This is a genomic window from Streptomyces sp. NPDC024632 (genome assembly GCF_055559175.1).
In genome coordinates this window covers 176,041-197,352 of sequence record NZ_JBVHLD010000002.1, presented here as the reverse complement: position 1 = coordinate 197,352, position 21,312 = coordinate 176,041, and the positions used below count along the sequence as shown (strand labels likewise).

16 protein-coding genes are annotated in these 21,312 nt (G+C 72.6%); 12 read left to right on the top strand and 4 right to left on the bottom strand.

All coding sequences use genetic code 11. The annotated features are described in order from the left end of the window. The first annotated feature begins 388 nt into the window (after positions 1-388). The 4 genes from ACZ37P_RS04195 to ACZ37P_RS04180 all read left to right on the top strand — a co-directional run bounded on the left by ACZ37P_RS04195 (position 389) and on the right by ACZ37P_RS04180 (position 4,304). On the top strand, positions 389-1,891 hold the full coding sequence (locus ACZ37P_RS04195) for a flavin-containing monooxygenase (RefSeq protein ID WP_467344782.1): 1,503 nt from the start codon (positions 389-391) through the stop codon (positions 1,889-1,891). Next, positions 1,888-3,027 carry an alpha/beta fold hydrolase gene (locus ACZ37P_RS04190; RefSeq protein ID WP_467344780.1) on the top strand — a complete coding sequence of 380 codons (1,140 nt, stop codon included), beginning with the start codon at positions 1,888-1,890 and terminating at the stop codon, positions 3,025-3,027. Before ACZ37P_RS04195 ends, ACZ37P_RS04190 begins: the two co-directional genes overlap by 4 nt. Then, the gene (locus ACZ37P_RS04185) at positions 3,024-3,944 is read left to right on the top strand and encodes an SDR family oxidoreductase (RefSeq protein ID WP_401716239.1); all 921 of its coding nucleotides are present in this window, start codon (positions 3,024-3,026) and stop codon (positions 3,942-3,944) included. Before ACZ37P_RS04190 ends, ACZ37P_RS04185 begins: the two co-directional genes overlap by 4 nt. A 123-nt stretch (positions 3,945-4,067) precedes the next feature. After that, positions 4,068-4,304, top strand: a complete 237-nt coding sequence (locus ACZ37P_RS04180; protein ID WP_355337909.1) for a hypothetical protein — start codon at positions 4,068-4,070, stop codon at positions 4,302-4,304. Between the two features lie 126 nt (positions 4,305-4,430). Here the strand turns inward: ACZ37P_RS04180 and ACZ37P_RS04175 are convergent, their stop codons facing one another. Then, on the bottom strand, positions 4,431-8,261 hold the full coding sequence (locus ACZ37P_RS04175; RefSeq protein ID WP_467344777.1) for a S41 family peptidase: 3,831 nt from the start codon (positions 8,259-8,261) through the stop codon (positions 4,431-4,433). Between the two features lie 133 nt (positions 8,262-8,394). Further along, positions 8,395-9,210, bottom strand: a complete 816-nt coding sequence (locus ACZ37P_RS04170) for a class I SAM-dependent methyltransferase (RefSeq protein ID WP_467344775.1) — start codon at positions 9,208-9,210, stop codon at positions 8,395-8,397. 57 nt (positions 9,211-9,267) lie between these two features. Between ACZ37P_RS04170 and ACZ37P_RS04165 the strand changes: the two genes are divergently transcribed. Both ACZ37P_RS04165 and ACZ37P_RS04160 read left to right on the top strand, forming a co-directional pair. Next, complete coding sequence (locus ACZ37P_RS04165) at positions 9,268-9,993, top strand: GntR family transcriptional regulator (RefSeq protein WP_467344773.1); 726 nt, start codon at positions 9,268-9,270, stop codon at positions 9,991-9,993. Between the two features lie 166 nt (positions 9,994-10,159). Beyond that, complete coding sequence (locus ACZ37P_RS04160; RefSeq protein WP_467344771.1) at positions 10,160-10,621, top strand: ATP-binding protein; 462 nt, start codon at positions 10,160-10,162, stop codon at positions 10,619-10,621. A 164-nt stretch (positions 10,622-10,785) separates the two neighbouring features. Here the strand turns inward: ACZ37P_RS04160 and ACZ37P_RS04155 are convergent, their stop codons facing one another. Together ACZ37P_RS04155 and gltX are read right to left on the bottom strand one after the other, a co-directional pair. Then, on the bottom strand, positions 10,786-11,454 hold the full coding sequence (locus ACZ37P_RS04155; protein WP_355337924.1) for a hypothetical protein: 669 nt from the start codon (positions 11,452-11,454) through the stop codon (positions 10,786-10,788). Positions 11,455-11,541: 87 nt separating this feature from the next. Continuing rightward, complete coding sequence (gltX, locus tag ACZ37P_RS04150) at positions 11,542-12,927, bottom strand: glutamate--tRNA ligase (protein WP_467345219.1); 1,386 nt, start codon at positions 12,925-12,927, stop codon at positions 11,542-11,544. A 183-nt stretch (positions 12,928-13,110) separates the two neighbouring features. Here gltX and ACZ37P_RS04145 point away from each other — a divergent pair, with 183 nt between their 5' ends. The 6 genes from ACZ37P_RS04145 (at position 13,111) to ACZ37P_RS04120 (ending at position 21,312) form a co-directional block, all read left to right on the top strand. Further along, positions 13,111-14,802: an FAD-binding dehydrogenase gene (locus ACZ37P_RS04145; RefSeq protein WP_391162333.1), complete on the top strand. Its 1,692-nt coding sequence runs from the start codon at positions 13,111-13,113 to the stop codon at positions 14,800-14,802. A 299-nt stretch (positions 14,803-15,101) separates the two neighbouring features. Then, the gene (locus ACZ37P_RS04140) at positions 15,102-16,898 is read left to right on the top strand and encodes a glycoside hydrolase family 6 protein (protein WP_355337930.1); all 1,797 of its coding nucleotides are present in this window, start codon (positions 15,102-15,104) and stop codon (positions 16,896-16,898) included. A gap of 294 nt (positions 16,899-17,192) precedes the next feature. Continuing rightward, positions 17,193-18,377 carry a serine hydrolase domain-containing protein gene (locus ACZ37P_RS04135; RefSeq protein WP_467344769.1) on the top strand — a complete coding sequence of 395 codons (1,185 nt, stop codon included), beginning with the start codon at positions 17,193-17,195 and terminating at the stop codon, positions 18,375-18,377. A gap of 4 nt (positions 18,378-18,381) precedes the next feature. Beyond that, the gene (locus ACZ37P_RS04130) at positions 18,382-19,227 is read left to right on the top strand and encodes an SDR family NAD(P)-dependent oxidoreductase (RefSeq protein WP_467344767.1); all 846 of its coding nucleotides are present in this window, start codon (positions 18,382-18,384) and stop codon (positions 19,225-19,227) included. 158 nt (positions 19,228-19,385) lie between these two features. After that, positions 19,386-20,375: an NAD-dependent epimerase/dehydratase family protein gene (locus ACZ37P_RS04125; protein ID WP_467344765.1), complete on the top strand. Its 990-nt coding sequence runs from the start codon at positions 19,386-19,388 to the stop codon at positions 20,373-20,375. A gap of 4 nt (positions 20,376-20,379) precedes the next feature. Continuing rightward, positions 20,380-21,312 carry an RNA polymerase sigma-70 factor gene (locus ACZ37P_RS04120; protein WP_467344764.1) on the top strand — a complete coding sequence of 311 codons (933 nt, stop codon included), beginning with the start codon at positions 20,380-20,382 and terminating at the stop codon, positions 21,310-21,312.

Below are 21,312 nucleotides of genomic sequence, written 5' to 3'. Positions count from 1 at the left end.
CCGTTGTCGTCCACGCGGCCAGCCTATGTGCTGTTCGGGGCTGTCCGACCCCGCCCCTGGGCAGGTATTCCGTCGTGACATCCGCCGCCGCGCGCCTGGCCGTACGCCCCCGTGTCCGGACCCGTACGCTCCGTCGCGCACCCCGCCGCCCGGACGCGTACGCCCCCGCCGTACGCCTCGTGTCCTGGCGCGTACGCCCCACCGCGCGCCCGTCGTCCGCCACCGCGCGCCCCGCCGTCCGGGACCCCGCGCGCCACCCCGCGCTCCACGTACGGACGACTTCCGCCCCTACCCCTACCGGAGGTAACCCGGCATGGTCTACAGTCCGAACCGTGCCAGTGATTGCTGGCATGATCGACGGGGGCACAATTCGGCGGAAGGCGGTGCCATGGACGAGCTCGAACACGTGCGGGTGGCGGTGATCGGGTCCGGGTTCGGCGGGCTGGGGGCCGCGGTACGGCTGCGGCGCGAGGGCATCACGGACTTCGTGATTCTGGAGCGCGCGGACTCGGTCGGCGGGACCTGGCGCGACAACAGCTATCCGGGCTGCGCCTGCGACGTGCCGTCGCACCTGTACTCGTTCTCCTTCGCGCCCAACCCCGACTGGCCGCGCGCCTTCTCCGGGCAGGAGCACATCCGGGCGTATCTGGAGCGGGTCACCGACACCTTCGGGCTCCGCCCGCACCTGCGGTTCGGCGCCGAGGTGCGGCAGGCCCGCTGGGACGGCGAGGCCAACCGCTGGCACCTGACGACCGCGGCGGGCGAGCTGACCGCCGATGTCGTCGTCTCCGCGACCGGGCCGCTGTCCGACCCGAAGATCCCCGACATCCCCGGGATCGAGGACTTCCCCGGGCGCGTCTTCCACTCCTCGCGCTGGGACCACGACTTCGACCTCAAGGGCAAGCGCGTCGCCATGGTCGGCACGGGCGCGTCCGCGATCCAGATCGTGCCGTCCATCCAGCCGGAGGTCGCCCGGCTGACCGTCGTGCAGCGCACCCCGCCGTGGGTGATGCCGCGCGTCGACCGCGGGGTCAGCGCCGCCGAGCGCTGGCTGCACGGCAAGGTCCCGGCCACCGCCAAGGCGCGCCGCGGCCTGCTCTGGCTGATCAGGGAGTTCCAGGTCGGTGCCTTCGTACGGCACCCGAAGCTGCTCAAGGCCGCCGAGCGGATCGCGGCCAACCACCTGAAGCGGTCGGTGAAGGACCCGGAGCTGCGCGCCCGCCTCACCCCCGACTACACCATCGGCTGCAAGCGCATCCTGCTGTCCAACACCTACTATCCGGCGCTCGCGCAGCCCAACACCGAGGTCGTCACCTCCGCGCTCAGCGAGGTCCGCGGCTCGACGATCGTCACCGCCGACGGCACCGAGCGCGAGGTGGACGCGATCGTCTTCGGCACCGGCTTCCATGTCACCGACATGCCGATCGGCGACCGGGTGATCGGCGCGGACGGCCGCACGCTCGCCGAGCACTGGAAGGACGGCATGGCCGCGCTGCGCGGCTGCGCGGTCGACGGCTTCCCCAACCTCCTGTTCATCATCGGCCCCAACACCGGCCTCGGTAACAGCTCGATGATCCTGATGATCGAGTCGTCGCTGAACTACGTCGCCGACTTCATGCGCACCCTCGACGCCACCGGCGCCGCCGCCCTCCAGGCCAGGCCCGAGGCCGTCACCGCCTGGAACGAGGAGATGCAGCGCCGCGCCGCCCGTACGGTCTGGAACACCGGCGGCTGCGAGAGCTGGTACCTCGACGCGAACGGGCGCAACACCACCGCCTGGCCCGGCACCACCGCCGAATTCCGGCGCGCCACCCGGCAGTTGAAGCTCTCCGAATACGAGGTGCTGGCCCCGGTCGCGGGTCGGCGCGAGGCTGTGGAGGCCATGTCATGACGGTGCCCTACGAGGCGGTACGCGCCCGCCGCGAGCTGACCGTCGTCTCCGCCGACGGCACCCGGATCCACGTCGAGGAGTACGGCCGCGCGGACGGCCCGCCGCTCGTCCTCGCCCACGGCTGGACCTGCTCCACCCTCTTCTGGGCCCCGGTCGTCCGTGCGCTCGCCGCCGACTTCCGGGTCATCGCGTACGACCAGCGCGGGCACGGGCGCAGCGCGTCGCCGCGGTCGCGGGCGGGGTACGGGACGACGCAGCTCGCCGACGATCTGGAGGCGGTGGTGAGGGCTGTGCTGCCGGGGGGCGCTTCGGGGGCCGGTGCTCTCGAAGCCGGTGCTTCCGGGGTCGGCGCTTCCGGAGAGGGTGCTTCCGGTGACGGCGACGGCGGCGGCACCGGTGACGGCTACGACGGTGAGAAGGCCGTGCTGGTCGGCCACTCCATGGGCAGTATGACGATCATGGCGGCCTCCGGGCGTACCGCCGTCCAGGAGCGTACGGCCGCCGTCCTCATGACCAGCACCGGCAGCGCCCGGCTGCTCGGCTCGACCCGGGTGCTGCCGCCCCGCTTCAGCTCCCGGCGCGTCCGGCGGGCCTTCCACCGGCAGCTCCTCGTGTCCCGGCTGCCGCTCGGACCGGTCACCCCGGTCTCGCGCGCGGCGCTCAAGTACGGAGTGCTGGCGTCCGGTTCGACCCGCGAGCAGGTGGCCTTCTCCGCCCGTATCGTGCACGCCTGCGGTGCGCGGCAGCGCTCCGAGTGGGGGCGGGTGCTCGCCGCGCTCGACCTCGACGCGGAACTGGCCGCGCTCACCGCGCCCACGGCCGTGCTGGTCGGCACCGCCGACAAGCTCACCCCTCCCGTGCACGCGCGCGGCATGGCCGCCGCCCTGCCGAACTGCACCGACCTGATCGAGCTGCCCGGGCTCGGCCACATGACCCCGATCGAGGACGCGGACGCGGTGGTCGCGGCGGTACGGAAGCTGGCCGCGGCCCATCTGCGGGTGGGCGCCGCGTCCGGCGACGCGCGCGCGGTGGACGACCCGCGCACCGACCCGCGCACCGACCCGCGCACCGGCACAGGTACCGGCACACTTACTGACCCGCTCACCGACACACGGACAGAGGAGAAGAGCGCATGAGCAGCCGTACGGACAGCTCGCTCGACGGGCAGGTCGTCGTGGTCACGGGGGCGGCGCGCGGGGTGGGGGCGCTGCTGGCGCGCAAGCTCGCCGCGCGGGGGGCGACGCTGGCGCTGGTCGGCCTGGAGCCGGACGAGCTGAAGAAGGTCGCCGAGTCGATCGGGGCGCGGGCGGGCTGGTGGACCGCCGATGTCACCGACCGGGCCGCGATGGCGGCGGTGGCCGAGGAGGTCGCCGAGCGCTTCGGCCGGGTCGACGTCGTCGTCGCCAACGCCGGGGTGGCCACCGGCGGCCCCTTCCTCGACTCCGACCCCGAGGCGTTCGACCGCGTCATCCAGGTCAATCTGCTGGGCAGCATCACCACCGCCCGCGCCTTCCTGCCCGCGCTGCTGCGGTCGCGCGGCTATCTCCTCCAGATCGCCTCGTTGGCCGCGCTGACCCCGGCGCCGCTGATGGCCGCGTACTGCGCGAGCAAGTCGGGCGTCGAGGCCTTCGCGCACTGCCTGCGCGGGGAGGTGGGCCACAAGGGTGTCAAGGTCGGCGTCGGCTACCTGAGCTGGACCGACACCGACATGGTGCGCGGCGCCGACGAGGACGACGTCCTGCGCGGCCTGCGCTCCAAACTGCCGTGGCCCACCAACCGCACCTATCCGCTCGAACCCGCCGTCGACCGTATCGCCGCCGGGATCGTGCGCCGCTCCCCGCACGTCTACGGGCAGGCGTGGCTGCGCGGCATGCAGTCCATCCGCGGCTACCTCCCGTCCGTCATCGGCGGCGCCCTCGGGCAGCGGCAGATGCGGCAGGTCGAACCCGCCCTCGCCCGCGCGGCCGGTACCCACCGCGGCCTCGTCGGCCGGGGCGGCGCCGCCGACGAAACGGCCCGCTCGGCCGGCGCGACCACGGGACCGAACGCCTGAGCCTCACGCTCCGTGATCCCAAAGCCCTTGCCACGCTGGGCTTTTCGTCCCGAGATGCGCACTTCGCGCACCCGTGTAAGTCTGGTCGAGGCCCCATCCCCACAGACTCCAGGAGGAGTGATCATGGGCGCTTTCGACCAGTTCAAGGACAAGGCCAGCGAGTTCGCCGACAAGGCCAAGGGCGCGGCCGGCGACCAGCGCGACAAGGCGGCCGAGTCCGCGGACGACGCGCGCGACAACATGCAGCGCGGCACCCAGCAGGACCAGGGGCAGCGGGACCGTCGCTCCGACGTCGAGGACCCGTCGCAGGACCGCCTCGGCTCCGAGTCGAGCGACGCGGACCAGGACGACTGGGCCTGACGTCACGCGAACACCGTGACAAAGAAGGGGCACCCCCTCGGGGGTGCCCCTTCTCCCTTGTGCCCGCGGCCCGTTCTCCTGTCCGCCGCGCCCGTTTCTGTCCGCCGCGCCCGTTTCGCGGTGTGTTCAGCGCGGGGGGAGTGGGGGGCGCTGGCGGTTGGGGCGGGTGGTGAGGTCGGGCGGGGTGGCGGCGGGGTGTTCGGCCAGGAGGGCGAGGGCGGTGCGGACCGCGACGTCCATCTGGCCGTGGCGGCCCTCGGCCCAGTCCAGCGGGGTGCGGAGGGCGTCGATGTCGGGGTCGACGCCGTGGTTCTCGACGGACCAGCCGTACGCGTCGAACCAGGCGGCGTTCATGGGGACGGTGATGACGGTGCCGTCGCCGAGGCGGTGGCGGCCGGTCATGCCGACGACGCCGCCCCAGGTGCGGGAGCCGACGACCGGCCCTATGCCGAGGAGTTTGAAGGCGGCGGTGATCATGTCGCCGTCGGACGACGTCGCTTCGTCGGCGATGGCGACGACCGGGCCGCGCGGGGCGTTGCCGGTGTAGGAGACCGGCTGCGCGTTGCGGGTGAGGTCCCAGCCGAGGATGGTGCGGGTCAGCTTCTCGATGACCAGTTCGCTGATGTGACCGCCCGCGTTGCCGCGGACGTCCACGAGCAGGGCGTCGTAGGCGACTTCCATCCGCAGGTCGCGGTTGAACTGCGCCCAGCCGGAGCCGCCCATGTCGGGGATGTGCAGATAACCGCACCGGCCGCCGCTCAACTGCCGTACGACCGAACGGCGTTTGGCCACCCAGTGCTGGTAGCGCAGCGGGCGTTCGTCGATCAGCGGGACGACGGCGACGCGGCGGGGCGCGCCGCGGCGGCCCGGTCCGACGAAGGTCAGCTCGACGGTGGTGCCGCCCGCGCCGGCCAGCAGCGGATACGGTCCCGCGTCCGGGTCGACCGGCCGCCCGTCGATGTGGGTGAGCACCGCGCCCTCGCGGATGCCCGTACCGGCCAGCGGCGAACGGGCCTTGGAGTCCGACGACTCGCCCGGCAGGATCCGTACGACCGACCACGTACCGTCCTTGCCGTGCTGGAAGTCGGCGCCGAGCAGGCCGATGGGGCGCTGGTAGTGCGGCGGGCCCTCGTTGCGGCGGGCGGGGGCGACGTACGCGTGCGACGTGCCCAGTTCGCCGAGGACTTCGCGCAGCAGGTCGGCGAACTCGTCGGGCGTGGCGACGCGTTCGACCAGCGGGCGGTACTGGTCGAGGATCGCGGGCCAGTCGACGCCGCACATGTCGGGCGCCCAGAAGTAGTCGCGGATCAGCCGCCCGGCCTCCGCGTACGACTGCCGCCACTCGGCCGTCGGGTCCACCTCGTGCAGGATGCGGCGCATGTCGACATAGACCGTCGAGTCGTCGTCGCCGCGTTCGGTGGCGGGCAGGACGGCCAACTCGCCCTCGTCGAAGACCGCCAGGCGCTGGCCGTCGCCGCTGACCGCGTACCAGTCCATGTGGTGGACCAATTCGGTCCGCTTGGACTTGGTCAGGTTGTAGTACTCCAGCGTCGGGCGGGCGGAGGGGTCGGTGGGGTTGGCGAAGGTCTCGCCGAGCGCGCCGGAGATCGGCCAGCGCAGCCAGACCAGGCCGTTGTGCACGGGCTCCAGCGCCGAGTACTTCGACGCGGGGACGGGGAAGGGCGTCACCCGGTTCGCCAGGCCCTCCACCTCGACGACCACCGGGCCGTCGCCGCCGCCGCTCTCGCCCGGGTCGAGACCGCCGCCGATGGGACGGCCGTCGACCGGCAGCGCGAAGGGTGACGGCGTCGCCGAGTTCAGCGGCACCAGATACGGGCGGCAGCCGAGCGGGAACGACAGGTCGCCGGTGTGAACGTCGTACACCGGGTCGAAGCCGCGCCACGACAGGAACGCGAGGTAGCGGCCGTCGCGGGTGAAGACGGGCTGCTCGTCCTCGAAGCGGCCGTTGGTGACGTCGATGATCGACTGGTCCGACAAGCGGGCGATCTTCACCGAGCGCAGACTGCGGCCGATACCGGGGTGCGACCAGGTCAGCCACGCCGAGTCGGGGGAGAAGGCCAGGTCGCGGACGGGGCCGTTGGTGGAACGGATCAGCTCGTCGACAGCGCCTGCCATGGTGCGGCCGTCGGTTGTGTGATCGTCCAGCGGTACGCGGCGTACGCCGTTTCGCGTGCCGTCACCCGCGTCGCCGGGCTCGTCGCCTGCGTCGCCCATCTCGCGCACGTCGCGTACGTCGGCCCGTACGTCGTCGCCTAGGCCGTACGGGTCATCGCCCTCGTCACCGTCCGAGTCGTCCTCCGCCTCGCCGGTCGTCACCAGCAGCAGGCGGCCGTCGTTCGTGGCGACGGCCAGCGTGCCGCCGTCGGGGGAGGAGACCAGCTCCAGGACGCGGCCGAGCTTGCCGACGGCGAGGCGGGTGGGGCGGTCCGGCTCGTGGCCGCCGCCGGTGACGTCGTCGTCCGTGTACACATCGGTGTCGGGCGATTGGCCGTCCGAGCCGGGGGTACGGGTGGGGCCTTCGCCCTTGCCGCGCCCGGCCGCGGGGTCCGTGTAGACCGTGCTCGAACGGCTGAGGTCCGCGCCGCCCTTGCCGCCACCGGCCCTGCCTCCGCCTGCTGTGCCGCCGTCGCCCGCCCCACCGCCTGCCCCGCCGCCTGCCCCGCCGCCTGCCCCGCCGTCCGCCTTGTCGCCACCCGCGACCGGCACCACATCGGTCAGCTCCTCCGTCACCTCGGTGACGTCCTCCGCCTCCGTCACCTGCGCCTTCGCGTCCGCCGCCGCGGAATCCCGCGCGCCGCCGCGGATCGCCGTCCGCGACGCCCGCCCCGGCAGGTGCGCCAGCTCGATCCCGTCCTCGCCCTCCGCGTCCGTGACGAAGGCGACCAGACCGGTGTCGCCGAGCATCTCCGGCAGCCGGACCCGCGCGCCGGGCTCGTCGGCGATCGTCCGGGCCGGGCCGTCGCGGTGCGTGAGCCAGTAGAGGCTGCCGCGTACGCAGACGGCGCTGGCCCGGCCCGTACCGTCCATGGCCAGGCTGTCCAGGTTCGAGGCCGCGGGCACCTGGTACGGGCGCTGCCCGCTCCTCGCGCCGCCCAGCCGGATGTCCAGGCGGCGCGGCCGGGCGTCGGGCGCCGCCAGGTCCTCCACCAGCCACAGCTCGCCCGCGCACTGGTACACCACCCGCCGGCCGTCGGTGGCGGCGCTGCGGGCGTAGAACTCGGCGTGGTCGGTGTGCCGCCGCAGATCCGTACCGTCCGGGTGGCACGAGTACAGATTGCCGATGCCCTCGTGGTCGGAGAGGAAGGCGATCCGGCCCGACACGAACATCGGCGACGCCAAGTGACCGTCGATGTCCGGAACCAGCCGCTCGCCGTGCAGCCACAGCCGCCCCGTCGCGCCGCCGCGGTACCGCTTCCACGCGTGCGGCTCGTGCGGCGGCGTCCCCGTCAACAGCAGGGTGCGGCGCTCACCCGGCTCCCCGTTCTCGTCGCACACCGCGATGTCCGACACCGGCCCCCACGGCAGCGGCCCGCCGGGCCCGCCGTCCACCGGCACGCTGTGGGCCCACGTGTGGTACGCGAACGGCTGCCCGTGCGACGACACCGCCAGCACCTGGCCGTCCGGCGTCCACGAGCACACCCGCGTGTCGGAGCTGCCCCAATACGTCAGCCGCCGCGACTCCCCGCCGTCCGTCGGGACCAGATACACCTCGGGGTCCAGGCTCCGCCAGGTCGTGAACGCGATGGTCGAACCGTCGGGCGACAGCCGCGGCGGCCCCACCCGCGTCCGGTCCGCCGTCACCCGCCACGCCCGCCCGGGCGACCCCCCGGCCGCCCCCAGCGGGGCCACCCAGATGTCGTCCTCGGCGGCGAAGCTGAGCAGGTCGCCGTGGAGGTGCGGGAATCGGAGGTACGCGCCGTCGCTCACCCCTCCCATGGTTCGGCCCCCGGAAACCCCCGGCAACTTTTCGCCACCTTGCGCCCCCGCCTCGCCCCCGTCCGCCGCCCATGCGCCCCGCCCCGGGCGCCCCGGGGGACCCCGTCCCACAGACCTTGGCCAGGCGGCGGCGTCAGGCGGACCCCACCGCCAGCAGGTGCGATGCGGCGGACAGCAGCTCCGGGTAGGGCTCCGCCAGCCGGGCGGCGGTCAGCGCCGCGGCGAACATCGGTGAGTCGGTCAGAGACTCGCCCGTGTGCTGCTCGGTGGCCTTCAGCAGTGCCCAGGCCGGGCCCTCGACGCCGAGGACGGTCACGTCGGTGAGGCCCGCGCAGGTCAGCTCATCCGCCAGCTCCGCCGCCGTATGGAAGTAAGCGGCTGTGAAGCCCTTGCGTCCGGGGTCGTGGCGGCCCGTCGCCAGGATGTCACCGACGGCGTCCCGGACGCGGTCCTTCGTCAGCAGCGTCGTCGCGGTGTGCTCGAAGAGCGAGGCGTACCGTCCGATCGCGGCGGCGGCGACCATGCCGCCAGGCCGTACCACCCGCCGGGCTTCCGCTAGCGCCTGATCGCGGTCGGCACGCTCCAGCAGGTGGTAGAGCGGTCCGAGCAGCAGGACGGCGTCGTACGTCCCGGCCCCCGCGCTCAACGCTCGCGCGTCGCCCAACTCCGTGGTGCAGCCGACCGACTTCGCGTGCTCCACATGCCGTTCGACCGGGTCCACCAAGTGCACCCGGTAGCCGTCCTCGACCAGCCACTTCGCATGCACCCCGGCCCCGCCGCCGACATCGAGCACAGCGGCGGGCGCGGGCGGCAGATGACGCCGCAGGATCTCCCGGGTCCGCGCCAACTCCAGCGCGCCGTCGGCAGAGGAGGTCAGACGCGTCGACTCGTCGAATACCGAGCCGTAGAAGTCCAGGATCTCGGACGCTACATGGGGTGCGGTCGCCATGGTTGTGATGGTCTACCCTGACCGGTCAACCTGTCCACCGAACGGGAGTGCCCCGCCATGCCCAAGCTCAAGTACGAAGAGATCGCGGATTCGTTGCGGGCCCGGATCGCCGACGGTGAGTTCGGTTCGGGAGACGTCCTGCCGTCGGGGCGGGATCTGTGCGAGCAGTGGTCCGTGTCGCGGGCGACGGTCATCAAGGCGATGGATGTACTGAGGGGAGACGGCCTCGTGGCGGCTCGCCAGGGGCAGGGATTCCACGTACTCGCAACGCCGTTGGCGCGTCCCGCCGGTCGGCGCCGGGCAGACGCCACGCGCGTGACCGGTGGTCACCCCTTCCGACGGTTGGGCAAGCCTGTTCACGAAACGCCGCCCGACCGTGTCGCAAGGATTTTGGACCTTGCCGCGGGCGTGTCCGCTCTGCGGCGTGACCGCTTGGTGCTGCTTGACGACGGTGCTCCGCTGTCGCTGGTCACGGCGTGGTTTCCGGCGGACATCGCGGCGGCCTGTCCGAAGCTGACTCAGGCGGGTCCGATCGTCGAAGGGACGACCCATTACGTGGCCCGCCAGACCGGGCGTTCACCGGCGCGGGGTACCGACCTCACGAAAGTGCGCCTGGCGACGTCAGCGGAGGCGGAGCAGTTGCGACGTGAACTACCGCTCGCAGTCGCGGTCGTGCTCCATGTCGCGCACGACAAGGACGGCCGGGTTCTCGTCGCAGAAGAGGGCGTCACTCCTTCCGACCTGTGGGAGCTGACGGACAACTATCCGATGAGTCACGGATAGTAGACAATCACTTGACTGGACCGGTCAACCGGTCCAGTCTCAAGGGGGGCGATTTCCTCGCACCCCTTGTTCGTCGTTGGCGTGCCGCGCGGGGTCTAGGCCGGGATCGCCGCCCATGCGGCACATCTGCGTGTGACTTCGCTGTGCTACACGAAGGGAACCGTCCGTGACTGATGAGAGCGCTGCGCTCAAGGCCGGAGTCTTACCCGCGGCCGTATCGAGATTCTTCGACGCGAAACGCGAATCGGTCGGGCTGGCGCGCGAATTCGCCGCAGGGGCTCTGAGGGCATGGGGGTTGTCGCCTGTCGTTGACGACGTGCGGTTGTGCGTATCGGAGTTGGCGTCGAACGCGTTGGCGCACGGGACGCGGCGGGGGCACGGGTTTTTGGTGCGGGTGGTGGTGGAGGACGGGTGCGTACGGCTGGAGGTGCATGACAGTCGTGACGAGGAGGGGGAGCGGAGGCCGCGGGTGTGCGAGCCCGGTGCGGCGGATGTACGGGGGCGGGGGCTGTTGATCGTCGCGGCGGTCGCGGACGGGTGGGGGGTCGAGGGGCGGGAGCCGTTCGGGAAGGTGGTGTGGGCGCGGTTCAAGGGGGTGGCTTCCGGGCCCGCGGGCGGCCAGGGGTGATGCGGGGGGGCCAGGGGTGGGTGGTGCGGGAAGACCCGGTCGAGGCCGGGCGCAGCTCGTCGTCATCGCCTACCGCGCGGGCCTGGCCCACGCCGCCCCGGAGAGCGGCGCGGACGGCCGTACGTAGTCAGGTGATGGGGCTACGGCAACGGCTACGGCTACGGCTACGGCCGCGGGTAGCCGATGGCCGCGATGTCGTCGGCCAGTTCGGGGAGCGTGAGGTCGGGGTTGAGCGTGGTGACGACCTCGGCGGTCAGCGGGCGCAGGGCGAGGACGTGGTGGACGGGAGCGGGGGCGACCGGGACCTCGTAGTAGTCCTCGGCGAAGGCGCGGTAGGCGTCGGCGTCGCGGTCGGTGAGCAGCGGGAAGAGGAGCCCGGCGCCGTCGGGGTCGCCGTCGGGCGCGTCGGGGAACTCGATGGCGCCGCCGGTCCGCCACGCGGTGTCGGCGGCCTGCCGCCAGAGGCAGGCGGTGACGACGGGCATGCCGTCCTCGTCGCTGAAGGCGGGCTCTTCGACGCAGGGGCGGAAGACGGCGGGCACGTCGTCGAGGACACCGGGCCAGGGGCCGTCCTCGACGTAGGGGCTCATCCGGGACTCGTGGGCGAAGCCGCGGACGTAGGCGCCGAGGGGGGAGAAGACGATGGAGTATTCGTCGCCCGAGCCGTTGCTCATGGAGGCCATCTCCTCGACGTCCGACCAGTGCGCGTCGAAGGAGTAGAAGCGGCTCTCCCACGACGGGCTGAGTATCGCCTCCAGCATGGCCAGCGCGCGGCAGTGGTCACGGAGCACGGGGATGGCGGGGAGCCGCCGGGCGGTGTCGTAAACGGTCACGGCGGCGACCGTACGCCGTCCGGCGGCCGGTCCCGATGCCGGGTCCGGCGCGGCGGTGTAAGACCCGCCGCGCCAGGGTGGCGGGTCTTACGACTCGGCGGGCGTCTCCGACTCCAGCCGAGTGCGGGCGGCCTCCAGGCGGGCCAGCGCGCGCTCGCGGCCGAGGGCTTCGAGCGACTCGAAGAGCGGCAGCCCGACGGTGCGGCCCATGACGGCGACGCGGATGGGCGCCTGGGCCTTGCCGAGCTTGAGGCCGTGGGCGGCGCCGATGGACTCCAGAGCCGCCTTCAGGGGCTTGGCCGACCACTCGGGAAGCGCGCCCAGTTCATTGGCTGCGTCGCGCAGAAGATCCGCCGCGCCCGCCTTCATCGCCTTGGACCACGACGCGTCGTCGCGCACCGGCTCGTCGAGGAAGAGGAAGTCGACGTACGACGTGATCTCGGACAGCAGGGCGATCCGGGTCTGGGCGAGCGGCGCGACGGTCTCGAAGACGGCCTCGTCGTACGACAGCGGGTCCCAGGTGGCGTGCGGGGCGGTCAGCCACGGCGCGCAGGCGCTGACGAAGGCGGCGGGGGACAGGGCGCGGATGTACTCGCCGTTGAAGGCGGTGAGCTTCTTGACGTCGAAGAAGGCCGAGGAGCCGATGACGTCCTCGATGCGGAAGAGCCGCTCCAGCTCCTCGTAGGGCAGGATCTCGCGGTCGTCGCCGGGGCCCCAGCCGAGCAGCATCAGGTAGTTGACCATGGCCTCGGGCAGGTAGCCCTCGGCGAGGTAGTCCTCGAGGGCGACCTTGTCGCGGCGCTTGGAGAGCTTCTGCCGCTTCTCGTTGACGATCACCGGCAGGTGCGCCCAGGTGGGCGGGGTGGCGCCCAGCGCCTCCCAGAGGAGCTGCTGCTTGGGCGTGTTGGACAGGTGCTCCTCGCCGCGGATGACCTGCGTGACGCGCTCGTCGAGGTCGTCCACGACGTTGGCGAGCAGGAAGACCGGGGAGCCGTCGCCGCGGGCGATGACGAAGTCCTCGATCGAGCTGTTGGGGAAGGCGGGTTCGCCGCGGATCAGGTCGACCACGACCGTCTCGCCCTCGTCCGGCGTGCGGAAACGCATCGCCCGCCCCGGCTCGTACGCCAGCCCGCGCTCGCGGCAGAAGCCGTCGTAGCCGAGGTGTTCGGAGCCGGTGCGCTCCTTGAGCATGTCGCGCGTGCAGTCGCAGTAGTACGCGCGCCCCTCGATCTGGAGCCGGGAGGCGGCCTCGCGGTGCCGGTCGGCGTTGTGCGACTGGAAGTACGGGCCCTCGAAGGCGGGGTCGGCGCCGCTGATGCCGATGGCGGCGAGCGCGCTGATGATGCCGTCGATCCATTCGGGCTTGTTGCGCGCCGCGTCGGTGTCCTCGATGCGCAGGACGAAGGTGCCGCCCGACTGTCGGGCGACCGCCCAGTTGTAGAGGGCGGAACGGGCGCCGCCGACGTGGAACATACCGGTCGGGGAGGGGGCGAAACGGACGCGGAGCGGGGCATCAGACATGGCGTGAATCCTACCGAGCCGGGTCGGCGCCCCGCGCCTCGGATTATGCGGGGTCCCGATGCCGCTGACCCGCGCCCGCCGCTCGCGTAACGTGCTCGTCACTACGTTGACTACTGGCGAGTAAGGAGCGGTCGGATGGCGCTGGACGCGGATGTCGTGGTGGTGGGCGCGGGGCTGGCCGGCCTGGTGGCCACGGTCGAGCTGGCGGAGGCCGGACGGAAGGTGATCCTGGTCGACCAGGAGCCCGAGGCGTCCCTCGGGGGCCAGGCGTTCTGGTCCTTCGGCGGGCTCTTCTTCGTCGACTCGCCCGAGCAGCGCCGGATGCGGATCAAGGACACGCCCGACCTCGCGCTCCAGGACTGGCTCGGCACGGCCGGTTTCGACCGGCCCGAGGACTACTGGCCGCGCCGCTGGGCCGAGGCGTACGTGCACTTCGCCGCGGGTGAGAAGCGGGCCTGGCTGCACCAGCGCGGCATGCGCTTCTTCCCGGTGGTCGGCTGGGCCGAGCGCGGCGGCTTCCTGGCCACCGGCCCCGGCAACTCCGTGCCGCGCTTCCACATCACCTGGGGCACCGGGCCCGGCGTCGTCGCGCCCTTCGCGCAGCGGGTGCGCGACGAGGTCGCGCGCGGGCGGGTCGAACTGCGCTTCCGGCACCGGGTGACCGGCCTGACCCGTACCGGCGACGCCGTGGACGGTGTGACCGGCGAGGTCCTGGTGGCCAGCGACGTGGCGCGCGGCGAGGCCAGTTCGCGGGAGACGGCGGGCGCGTTCGAACTGCGCGCGCAGGCCGTGGTCGTCACAAGCGGAGGCATCGGCGGCAACCACGATCTCGTACGGGCCGCCTGGCCCAAGCGGCTCGGCACCCCGCCCGGCAAACTGCTCTCCGGCGTTCCCGCGCACGTGGACGGCCTGATGCTCGGCATCACAGAGGCGGCGGGCGGAAGGTTGATCAATGGTGACCGGATGTGGCACTACACCGAGGGCATCGAGAACTGGAACCCGATCTGGGCCCGCCACGGCATCCGCATCCTGCCCGGCCCTTCGTCGCTGTGGCTGGACGCCACCGGCAAGCGGCTGCCGGTCCCGTACTTCCCCGGTTTCGACACGCTCGGCACCCTGGAGCACATCATGGGGACGGGCCACGAGTACACCTGGTTCGTCCTCACCCAGAAGATCATCGAGAAGGAATTCGCACTGTCGGGCTCCGAGCAGAATCCGGACCTGACCGGGAAGAGCGTGCGCGACGTGCTCAAGCGCGCGCTGCCGGGGGCGCCGGGGCCGGTCGAGGCGTTCAAGCAGCACGGCGTCGACTTCGTGGTGGAGAAGGACCTCGGCGCCCTGGTGCGGGGGATGAACGCCGTGACGGGCGAGGGGCTGGTCGACGAGGCGGTCGTACGGCGCGAAGTCGAGGCGCGCGACCGCGAGATCGCGAACACGTACACCAAGGACTTGCAGGTCACCGCCATTCGCGGGGCCCGCAACTACCTCGGCGACAAGCTCATTCGCACCGCGTCGCCGCACCGGCTGCTCGACCCGAAGGCGGGGCCGCTGATCGCCGTGCGGCTCAACATCCTGACCCGGAAGTCGCTCGGCGGCCTGGAGACCGACCTCGAAGGGCGCGTCCTGCGCGGCGGGTCGGAAGGCGCGGAGGACGGCGGCGCGGCCGGTCGCGGCGAGGTGCTCAGCGGGCTCTACGCGGCGGGCGAGGCCGCGGGATTCGGCGGCGGCGGGATGCACGGATACCGGTCGCTGGAGGGGACGTTCCTCGGCGGCTGCATCTTCTCCGGGCGCGCGGCGGGGCGGGCCGCCGCGGCCGCGACGGCATAACGCGCGAGCGGGCGCCGGGGGTTCCGCCCCCGGCGCTCCCTCCGTGCCCCGGCACCCGGCCGCCCGTCCGGGCGGGTCCGCCAACCGTCATGCGTTTCAGAGGTGTTGGCGCCCGGCCCCCGTCCGGGACCAACTCCATGGACGTAGCGCCAAGCATTGACAGGAGCGGACCGCCTGCCCACTATGGGAGCGCTCCCACGTTAAGAGCGTGTAACCGAACCATGCTTCACCGCACCACCTCCCATGACCCCGCGAAGTCGTTTCGAGGGGTCCATCCCCCCTATGGAGGTTGTTCGCACATGGCAGTCCCGACAGTCCGACGCAGAACCGCCGCGCTCGCGGCCGGCCTGATGGTCGTCGCCTCAGGCGGCGTGGTCGCCGCGATGAGTACGACATCCGCCTCGGCGGCCACCGCCGGTTGCTCGGTCGCCTACGACGTGAGCCAGTGGGATTCCGGCTTCACCGCGCAGGTGACGATCACCAACACCGGCCCGGCCATCACGAGTTGGCAACTCGGCTGGAACTTCCCCGGCAATCAGAAGGTCACCCAGGGCTGGAACGCCACCGTGAGCCAGACGGGCGCGGCCGTGACCGCGGCGAGCCTGTCGTACAACGGCGCGGTGGCGACCGGCGGTACGGCGACCTTCGGCTTCAACGGCTCGTACAGCGGCACCAACACCAAGCCGTCGTCGTTCACCCTGAACGGCGTCGTGTGCGGCGGCGGCACCGGTACCACCCCGCCGACGACGCCCCCCACGACGCCCCCGACCACACCCCCCACCACTCCGCCGACGACGCCCCCCACGACGCCGCCGACCACCCCGCCCACCTCGCCGCCGCCCGGCACCAGGGTCGACAACCCGTACGCGGGCGCCAAGGGCTACGTGAACCCGGACTGGTCCGCGAAGGCCGCGGCCGACGGGGGATCGAAGATCGCCAACCAGTCCACCGCGGTGTGGCTGGACCGGATCGCGGCGATCGCGGGCACCAACGGTGCCATGGGGCTCAAGGCCCACCTGGACGCGGCGGTGCAGCAGGCCGCAGGCCAGCCGCTCACCATCGAACTGGTCATCTACGACCTGCCCGGCCGTGACTGCGCCGCGCTCGCCTCCAACGGCGAACTGGGCGCGACGGAGATCGGCCGCTACAAGACCGAGTACATCGACCCGATCGCCGCGATCATGTCGGACCCGAAGTACGCGGGCCTGCGGATCGTCAACATCATCGAGCCCGACTCGCTGCCCAACCTGGTCACCAACGCGGGCGGCACCGCCGGTTCGACGGACGCCTGCGCCACGATGAAGGCCAACGGCAACTACGAGAACGGCGTCGGTTACGCGCTCGCCAAGCTCGGCGCGATCGGCAACACGTACAACTACATCGACGCCGGACACCACGCCTGGCTCGGCTGGGACACCAACCTGGCGCCCGCCGCGCAGGAGTTCCTGAAGGCCGCGAAGACCGGTGGCGCCACCGTCAACGACGTCCAGGGCTTCATCGTCAACACGGCCAACTACAGCGCCACCGTGGAGCCGAACTTCAAGGTCACGGACAGCGTGAACGGCACCACCATTCGCCAGTCCAAGTGGGTTGACTGGAATCAATACGTCGATGAGCAGAGCTACGCGCAGGCCCTGCGCAACCTCCTGGTGTCGGACGGCTTCAACTCCAACATCGGCATGCTGATCGACACCTCCCGCAACGGCTGGGGCGGCGCCTCGCGTCCCGCCGGTCCCGGGGCGACCACGACCGTTGACACCTACGTCGACGGTGGCCGTATCGACCGCCGCATCCACGCCGGCAACTGGTGCAACCAGTCCGGGGCCGGCATCGGTGAGCGCCCGACCGCGGCGCCCGCCGCCGGTATCGACGCCTACGTGTGGGTGAAGCCTCCGGGTGAGTCCGACGGTTCGAGCACCCAGATCCCGAACGACCAGGGCAAGGGCTTCGACCGGATGTGCGACCCGACCTACACCGGTAACGCCCGCAACGGCAACAACCCGACCGGTGCCCTGGCCAACGCCCCGCTCGCGGGTGCCTGGTTCTCGGCGCAGTTCCACCAGCTCGTGCAGAACGCGTACCCGCCGCTCCCGTAGCGGACCCCCCACCGGGCCCGTGACGGGTCCCGCGCTCCGGCCGGACATCTCCGGCCGGGGTCGCGGGCCCGCCGCGGGCCCGGGTGGTTTTCCGGCTCCTGCCGCGGGGAACGGGTGCCGCTCCGCCGCCGATCGTGGGGAACGGGTGCCGCCCCGCCGCCGCCCGCGCTCGGCCGCGTATACGGCCCGTCCCACCGCCTGTTTACAGAACGCGCATCTTCGTCGTGCACCATGGGTGCCGCAGAGTTCGGTGCAGCGGGTGGACCGGCGGAGCGGCAGGCGGAGGCGGCATTCATGGACGCGTTCACGGACGTCCACGGCACGGCGGAGGACGGCTGGGAGCCGGTACGTACCGCTTTCGCGCAGAATTTCACCCGCCGGGGGGATGTCGGCGCCGCTTTCGCGCTCTATAGGCACGGTCGCAAGGTGGTCGACCTGTGGGGCGGTGCCGCGGCGGCCGGGGAGCCCTCGGGGAAGCCGTGGGCCGAGGACACCGTGCAGATCGTCCGGTCGGCCACCAAGGGCGTGGTCGCGGCCTGTCTGCTGCTGCTCCACCAGCGCGGTCAGTTGGATCTGGACGCGCCGGTGGGCGCGTACTGGTCGGAGTTCAAGGCGCACGGCAAGGAGCGGGTGACCGTCAGGGACGTGCTGGCGCACCGGGCAGGAGTGCCCGCGCTGGACACGCCGTTGACGCCGGAGCAGGCGCTCGACGGCACGACGGGGCCGCGCGCGGTGGCCGCGCAGAAGCCGCAGTTCCCGCCGGGCGCGGCGCACGGATACCACGCGCACACCTACGGCTGGCTGGTCGCGGAGCTGGTGCTGCGCGCGTCGGGGCGGACGGTCGGCCGCTTCGTCGCGGAGGAGATCGCCCGGCCGCTCGGCCTCGACCTGTGGGTGGGGCTGCCGCCGGGGCAGGCGCACCGGGTGGGCGGGACCGCCGAGACCGTCACGCCCGAACCGGCCGTCTCCGGCGCGCTGCGGGCCCGGCCCAAGCGGTCCGTGCAGGACGCGTACGCCGACCCCGAGTCGCTGACCATGCGCGCCTTCGGGGCGATCTCGCCGCGGCCCGACGAGAACGACCCCGCCTATCGCGCGGGTGAGCTGCCCGCCGCCAACGGCATCACCGACGCGCGCTCGCTGGCCCGCTTCTACGCGGCCCTGATCGGGGAACAGACCGACGGGCCGCGGCTGTTCGTGCCCGCCACGCTCACCGCCGCCCGGACCGTGGAGTCCGAGGGGCCGGATCGAGTATTGATCGTCAACACTCGATTCGGCCTGGGATACATGCTGCACGGCCCGGCGTCCCCGCTGCTGGCGCCCGGCTCCTTCGGGCATCCCGGCCGCGGCGGCTGCCTCGGTTTCGCGGACCCCGCGAACGGAATCGGCTTCGGCTACGTCACCAACGGCATGCAGAAGAACGTCACCGCGGATCCCCGTGCCCAAGCCCTGGTCAGGGCGGTACGGGAGTGCCTACGCTGACCCGATGGTGCGTAACGGGACAGCTGCGGCGGCGTATTCAGGGCAACGATTCGCGACCTACACCGTCATGGTGACCGGCGGCGCGCGGGGCATCGGCGAGGCGACGGCCCGCAGATTCGCCGCGGAAGGCGCCGCCGTACTCCTCGCGGACCTCAACGGTGAAGCGGCCGAACGCACCGCCGCCTCGATCCGCGAGGACGGCGGACGGGCGGAGGCGGTCGGGTGCGACGTCGCCGACCGTACGGCCGTGGACGCGGCGGTCGGACACGCGGTGGCGGCCTTCGGCGGCCTCGACGTCCTCGTCAACAACGCCTATTCGTGCAGCGATCACTCCGAGGACTTCACCGAGGAGCCGGACGAGAACTGGCTGCGCGACCTCGACGTCACCCTGACCGGCGCCATGCGCTGTTCCCGCGCCGCGCTGCCGCACCTGGCCGCCGCGACCGACGGGCGCGGCGCGATCGTCAACATCGGCTCGGTCAACGGCATGTCGTACTTCGGCAACCACTCCTACAGCGCGGCCAAGGCGGGACTGATCTCCCTGACCCGCACGCTCGCCGTGCACGCGGCGGCCAGCGGCGTCCGCGTCAACCTCGTCGCGCCCGGCACCATCCGCACGCCCGCGTGGGCGGGCCGCGAGTCCATGCTGGAGACCGCCGCGGGGCTGTACCCGCTCGGCCGCGTCGGCGAACCCGCCGACATCGCCGCCGCCGTCACCTTCCTGGCCTCCGCCGACGCGTCCTGGATCACCGGCGTCACGCTGCCGGTCGAAGGCGGCATCCTCTCCGCGAATCCGGGGTTCACCCACGCGCTGTCGGCCGGGACCGCCGACGACGACGAGGCGCCGTAGGAGCCGCGGCGGGAGCCGCCGTCGGCGCCGCCGGGAAAGAGTGACGCAGGTCACCTCCGCTTCTGTCACGCAGGCGCCGGGCCGTTTGTCCTATGGGCATCGACGAGGCGGCCGGCGTGTGTGGGTCCGGCCCCGGCACGGGACGAGGGACGGACGGCATGGACGCTGCGAAGGACACGGGAAGCGACCGGCGCACGGGCGGCGGGGGCCTGCGGATTCTGCTGGCGGGCGGCAGCGGCGTCCTGGGACGTTCCGCCGCGAAGGAGTTGACAGCCGCCGGGCACCAGGTGGTACAGCTCGGCAGAGGCGCGTCCCACGACATCCGCGCCGACCTCCTCGACCGTGACGCGCTGCTGCGCGCGGTCGACGGGCTCCGCTTCGACGTCGTCGTGCACGCGGCGACCGCGCTGTCCGGCAAGTCCATGACCAGGCACCGGGACATGGACGGCACCAATACGCTGCGTACGGCCGGAACCCGGCACCTCTTGGAGGCGGCCCGCACGACCGGCGCGTGGCGCTGCGTCACGGAGTCGATGATGTTCGGCTACGGGTACGGCGACCACGGTGAGGGTCCGGTCACCGAGGCGGGCACACCCTTCGGGCCGCACAGCGACGACAAGCACCTGGAGCGGCACGTCGCCGCCATGCGCGTCAACGAGGAGCTGGTCCTGGGCGCGGACGGCGTCGAGGGCGTCGCCCTGCGCTTCGGCCTCTTCTACGGCGCCGGCGTCACCGACACCCTGATGCTGCCACTGCTCCGCAAGCGCACCATGCCGGTCGTCGACGACACCCACCGCCAGGTGTCGTGGGTGGAGGCCGGCGACGCCGCCCGCGCGGTCGCGCTCGCCGTCACCTCGGGGCGGCCGGGGCAGGCGTACAACATCGGCGACGACCGGCCGCTCGGCTTCGCCACCCACATCCGCGCGGTCGCCGACGCGTACGGCGTGGCGCGCCCGCTGACCGTACCGGCCTGGGTACTGCGCGCCACCCCGCTGATGCGCGCGATCATGGGGACCCGGCTGAAACTGGACAGCGCGAAGGCGGCGGCAGAACTGGGCTGGCGGCCGTCGTACCGCGACAGCGCGCAGGGCGTGCGGGCGATCGCCGCCGGGCCGGTTGCCGGGGCCGGGCCGCTGCTGCCAGCCTGAGCGGATGACGGACGACACGGGGGAACGGCGCACGGGCGGCACGTACGAGCGCCCACAGGGCGACCTCGGCGGCGCGCGCGAGCACGACGCCTTCCTGCGCGATCGGCGGCTGCTGTTCTCCACCGCCTACCACCTCCTGGGCAGCGTCGCCGACGCCGAGGACGTACTCCAGGACACCTGGCTGCGGTGGGCGCGCGCCGACCGCGCCGATGTCCGCCACCCCACCGCCTACCTGGTGCGTACGGTCTCGCGGCTCTGCCTGAACCGGCTCACCTCGGCGCGCGCCACCCGCGAGACGTACATCGGCCCGTGGCTGCCGGAACCGCTGCTGACCGGGCCCGACGCCGCCGACCGCACCGACACGGCGCACTCGGTGTCCATGGCCATGCTCGTCGTCCTGGAGACGCTCAGCCCGCTGGAGCGCGCGGTGTTCGTGCTGCGCGAGGTCTTCGGCTACGAGTACGCGGAGATCGCCGCGGCCGTGGAGCGCGCGGAGCCGACCGTACGGCAGACCGCGCACCGCGCCCGCGCGCACATCCAGGCGCGCCGCTCCCGTTACGACGCCGACGACGCCACCCGCGCGGCGGTGACCGAGAAGTTCCTCGCGGCCTGCGCGGGCGGCGACCTCAACGCGGTGCTGGCGCTGCTCGCCCCGGATGTGACCGCATGGTCCGACGGCGGCGGCAAGGTGACGGCCGCCACCCGCCCGCTGCGCGGTGCCGACCACGTGGCCCGGTGGGTCCTCGGCGTCCTGGGCAAGCCCGAACTGGCCGCGATCACCGCCGCACCGGCCGCCGTCAACGGCCGGCCGGGTGTTCTTTTCACCCTGCAGGGCGCGCCCGCCGGCGCCCTCACCTTCGAGCTCGCCGCCGGCGGCCGCATCCACGAACTGCGCTTCCAGGTCAACCCCGACAAGCTGCGCGGCCTGTCCGGGTGA

Excerpts from the sequence above, each read along its gene's own strand:
- ACZ37P_RS04165 (WP_467344773.1), top strand. The coding sequence starts at position 9,268 with ATGCCCAAGCTCAAGTACGAAGAGATCGCGGATTCGTTGCGGGCCCGG.
- ACZ37P_RS04125 (WP_467344765.1), top strand. The coding sequence starts at position 19,386 with ATGGACGCTGCGAAGGACACGGGAAGCGACCGGCGCACGGGCGGCGGG.
- ACZ37P_RS04170 (WP_467344775.1), bottom strand. The coding sequence starts at position 9,210 with ATGGCGACCGCACCCCATGTAGCGTCCGAGATCCTGGACTTCTACGGC.
- ACZ37P_RS04145 (WP_391162333.1), top strand. The coding sequence starts at position 13,111 with ATGGCGCTGGACGCGGATGTCGTGGTGGTGGGCGCGGGGCTGGCCGGC.
- ACZ37P_RS04130 (WP_467344767.1), top strand. The coding sequence starts at position 18,382 with ATGGTGCGTAACGGGACAGCTGCGGCGGCGTATTCAGGGCAACGATTC.
- ACZ37P_RS04120 (WP_467344764.1), top strand. The coding sequence starts at position 20,380 with ATGACGGACGACACGGGGGAACGGCGCACGGGCGGCACGTACGAGCGC.
- ACZ37P_RS04185 (WP_401716239.1), top strand. The coding sequence starts at position 3,024 with ATGAGCAGCCGTACGGACAGCTCGCTCGACGGGCAGGTCGTCGTGGTC.
- ACZ37P_RS04180 (WP_355337909.1), top strand. The coding sequence starts at position 4,068 with ATGGGCGCTTTCGACCAGTTCAAGGACAAGGCCAGCGAGTTCGCCGAC.
- ACZ37P_RS04175 (WP_467344777.1), bottom strand. The coding sequence starts at position 8,261 with ATGGGAGGGGTGAGCGACGGCGCGTACCTCCGATTCCCGCACCTCCAC.
- ACZ37P_RS04190 (WP_467344780.1), top strand. The coding sequence starts at position 1,888 with ATGACGGTGCCCTACGAGGCGGTACGCGCCCGCCGCGAGCTGACCGTC.
- gltX (WP_467345219.1), bottom strand. The coding sequence starts at position 12,927 with ATGTTCCACGTCGGCGGCGCCCGTTCCGCCCTCTACAACTGGGCGGTC.
- ACZ37P_RS04195 (WP_467344782.1), top strand. The coding sequence starts at position 389 with ATGGACGAGCTCGAACACGTGCGGGTGGCGGTGATCGGGTCCGGGTTC.
- ACZ37P_RS04140 (WP_355337930.1), top strand. The coding sequence starts at position 15,102 with ATGGCAGTCCCGACAGTCCGACGCAGAACCGCCGCGCTCGCGGCCGGC.
- ACZ37P_RS04135 (WP_467344769.1), top strand. The coding sequence starts at position 17,193 with ATGGACGCGTTCACGGACGTCCACGGCACGGCGGAGGACGGCTGGGAG.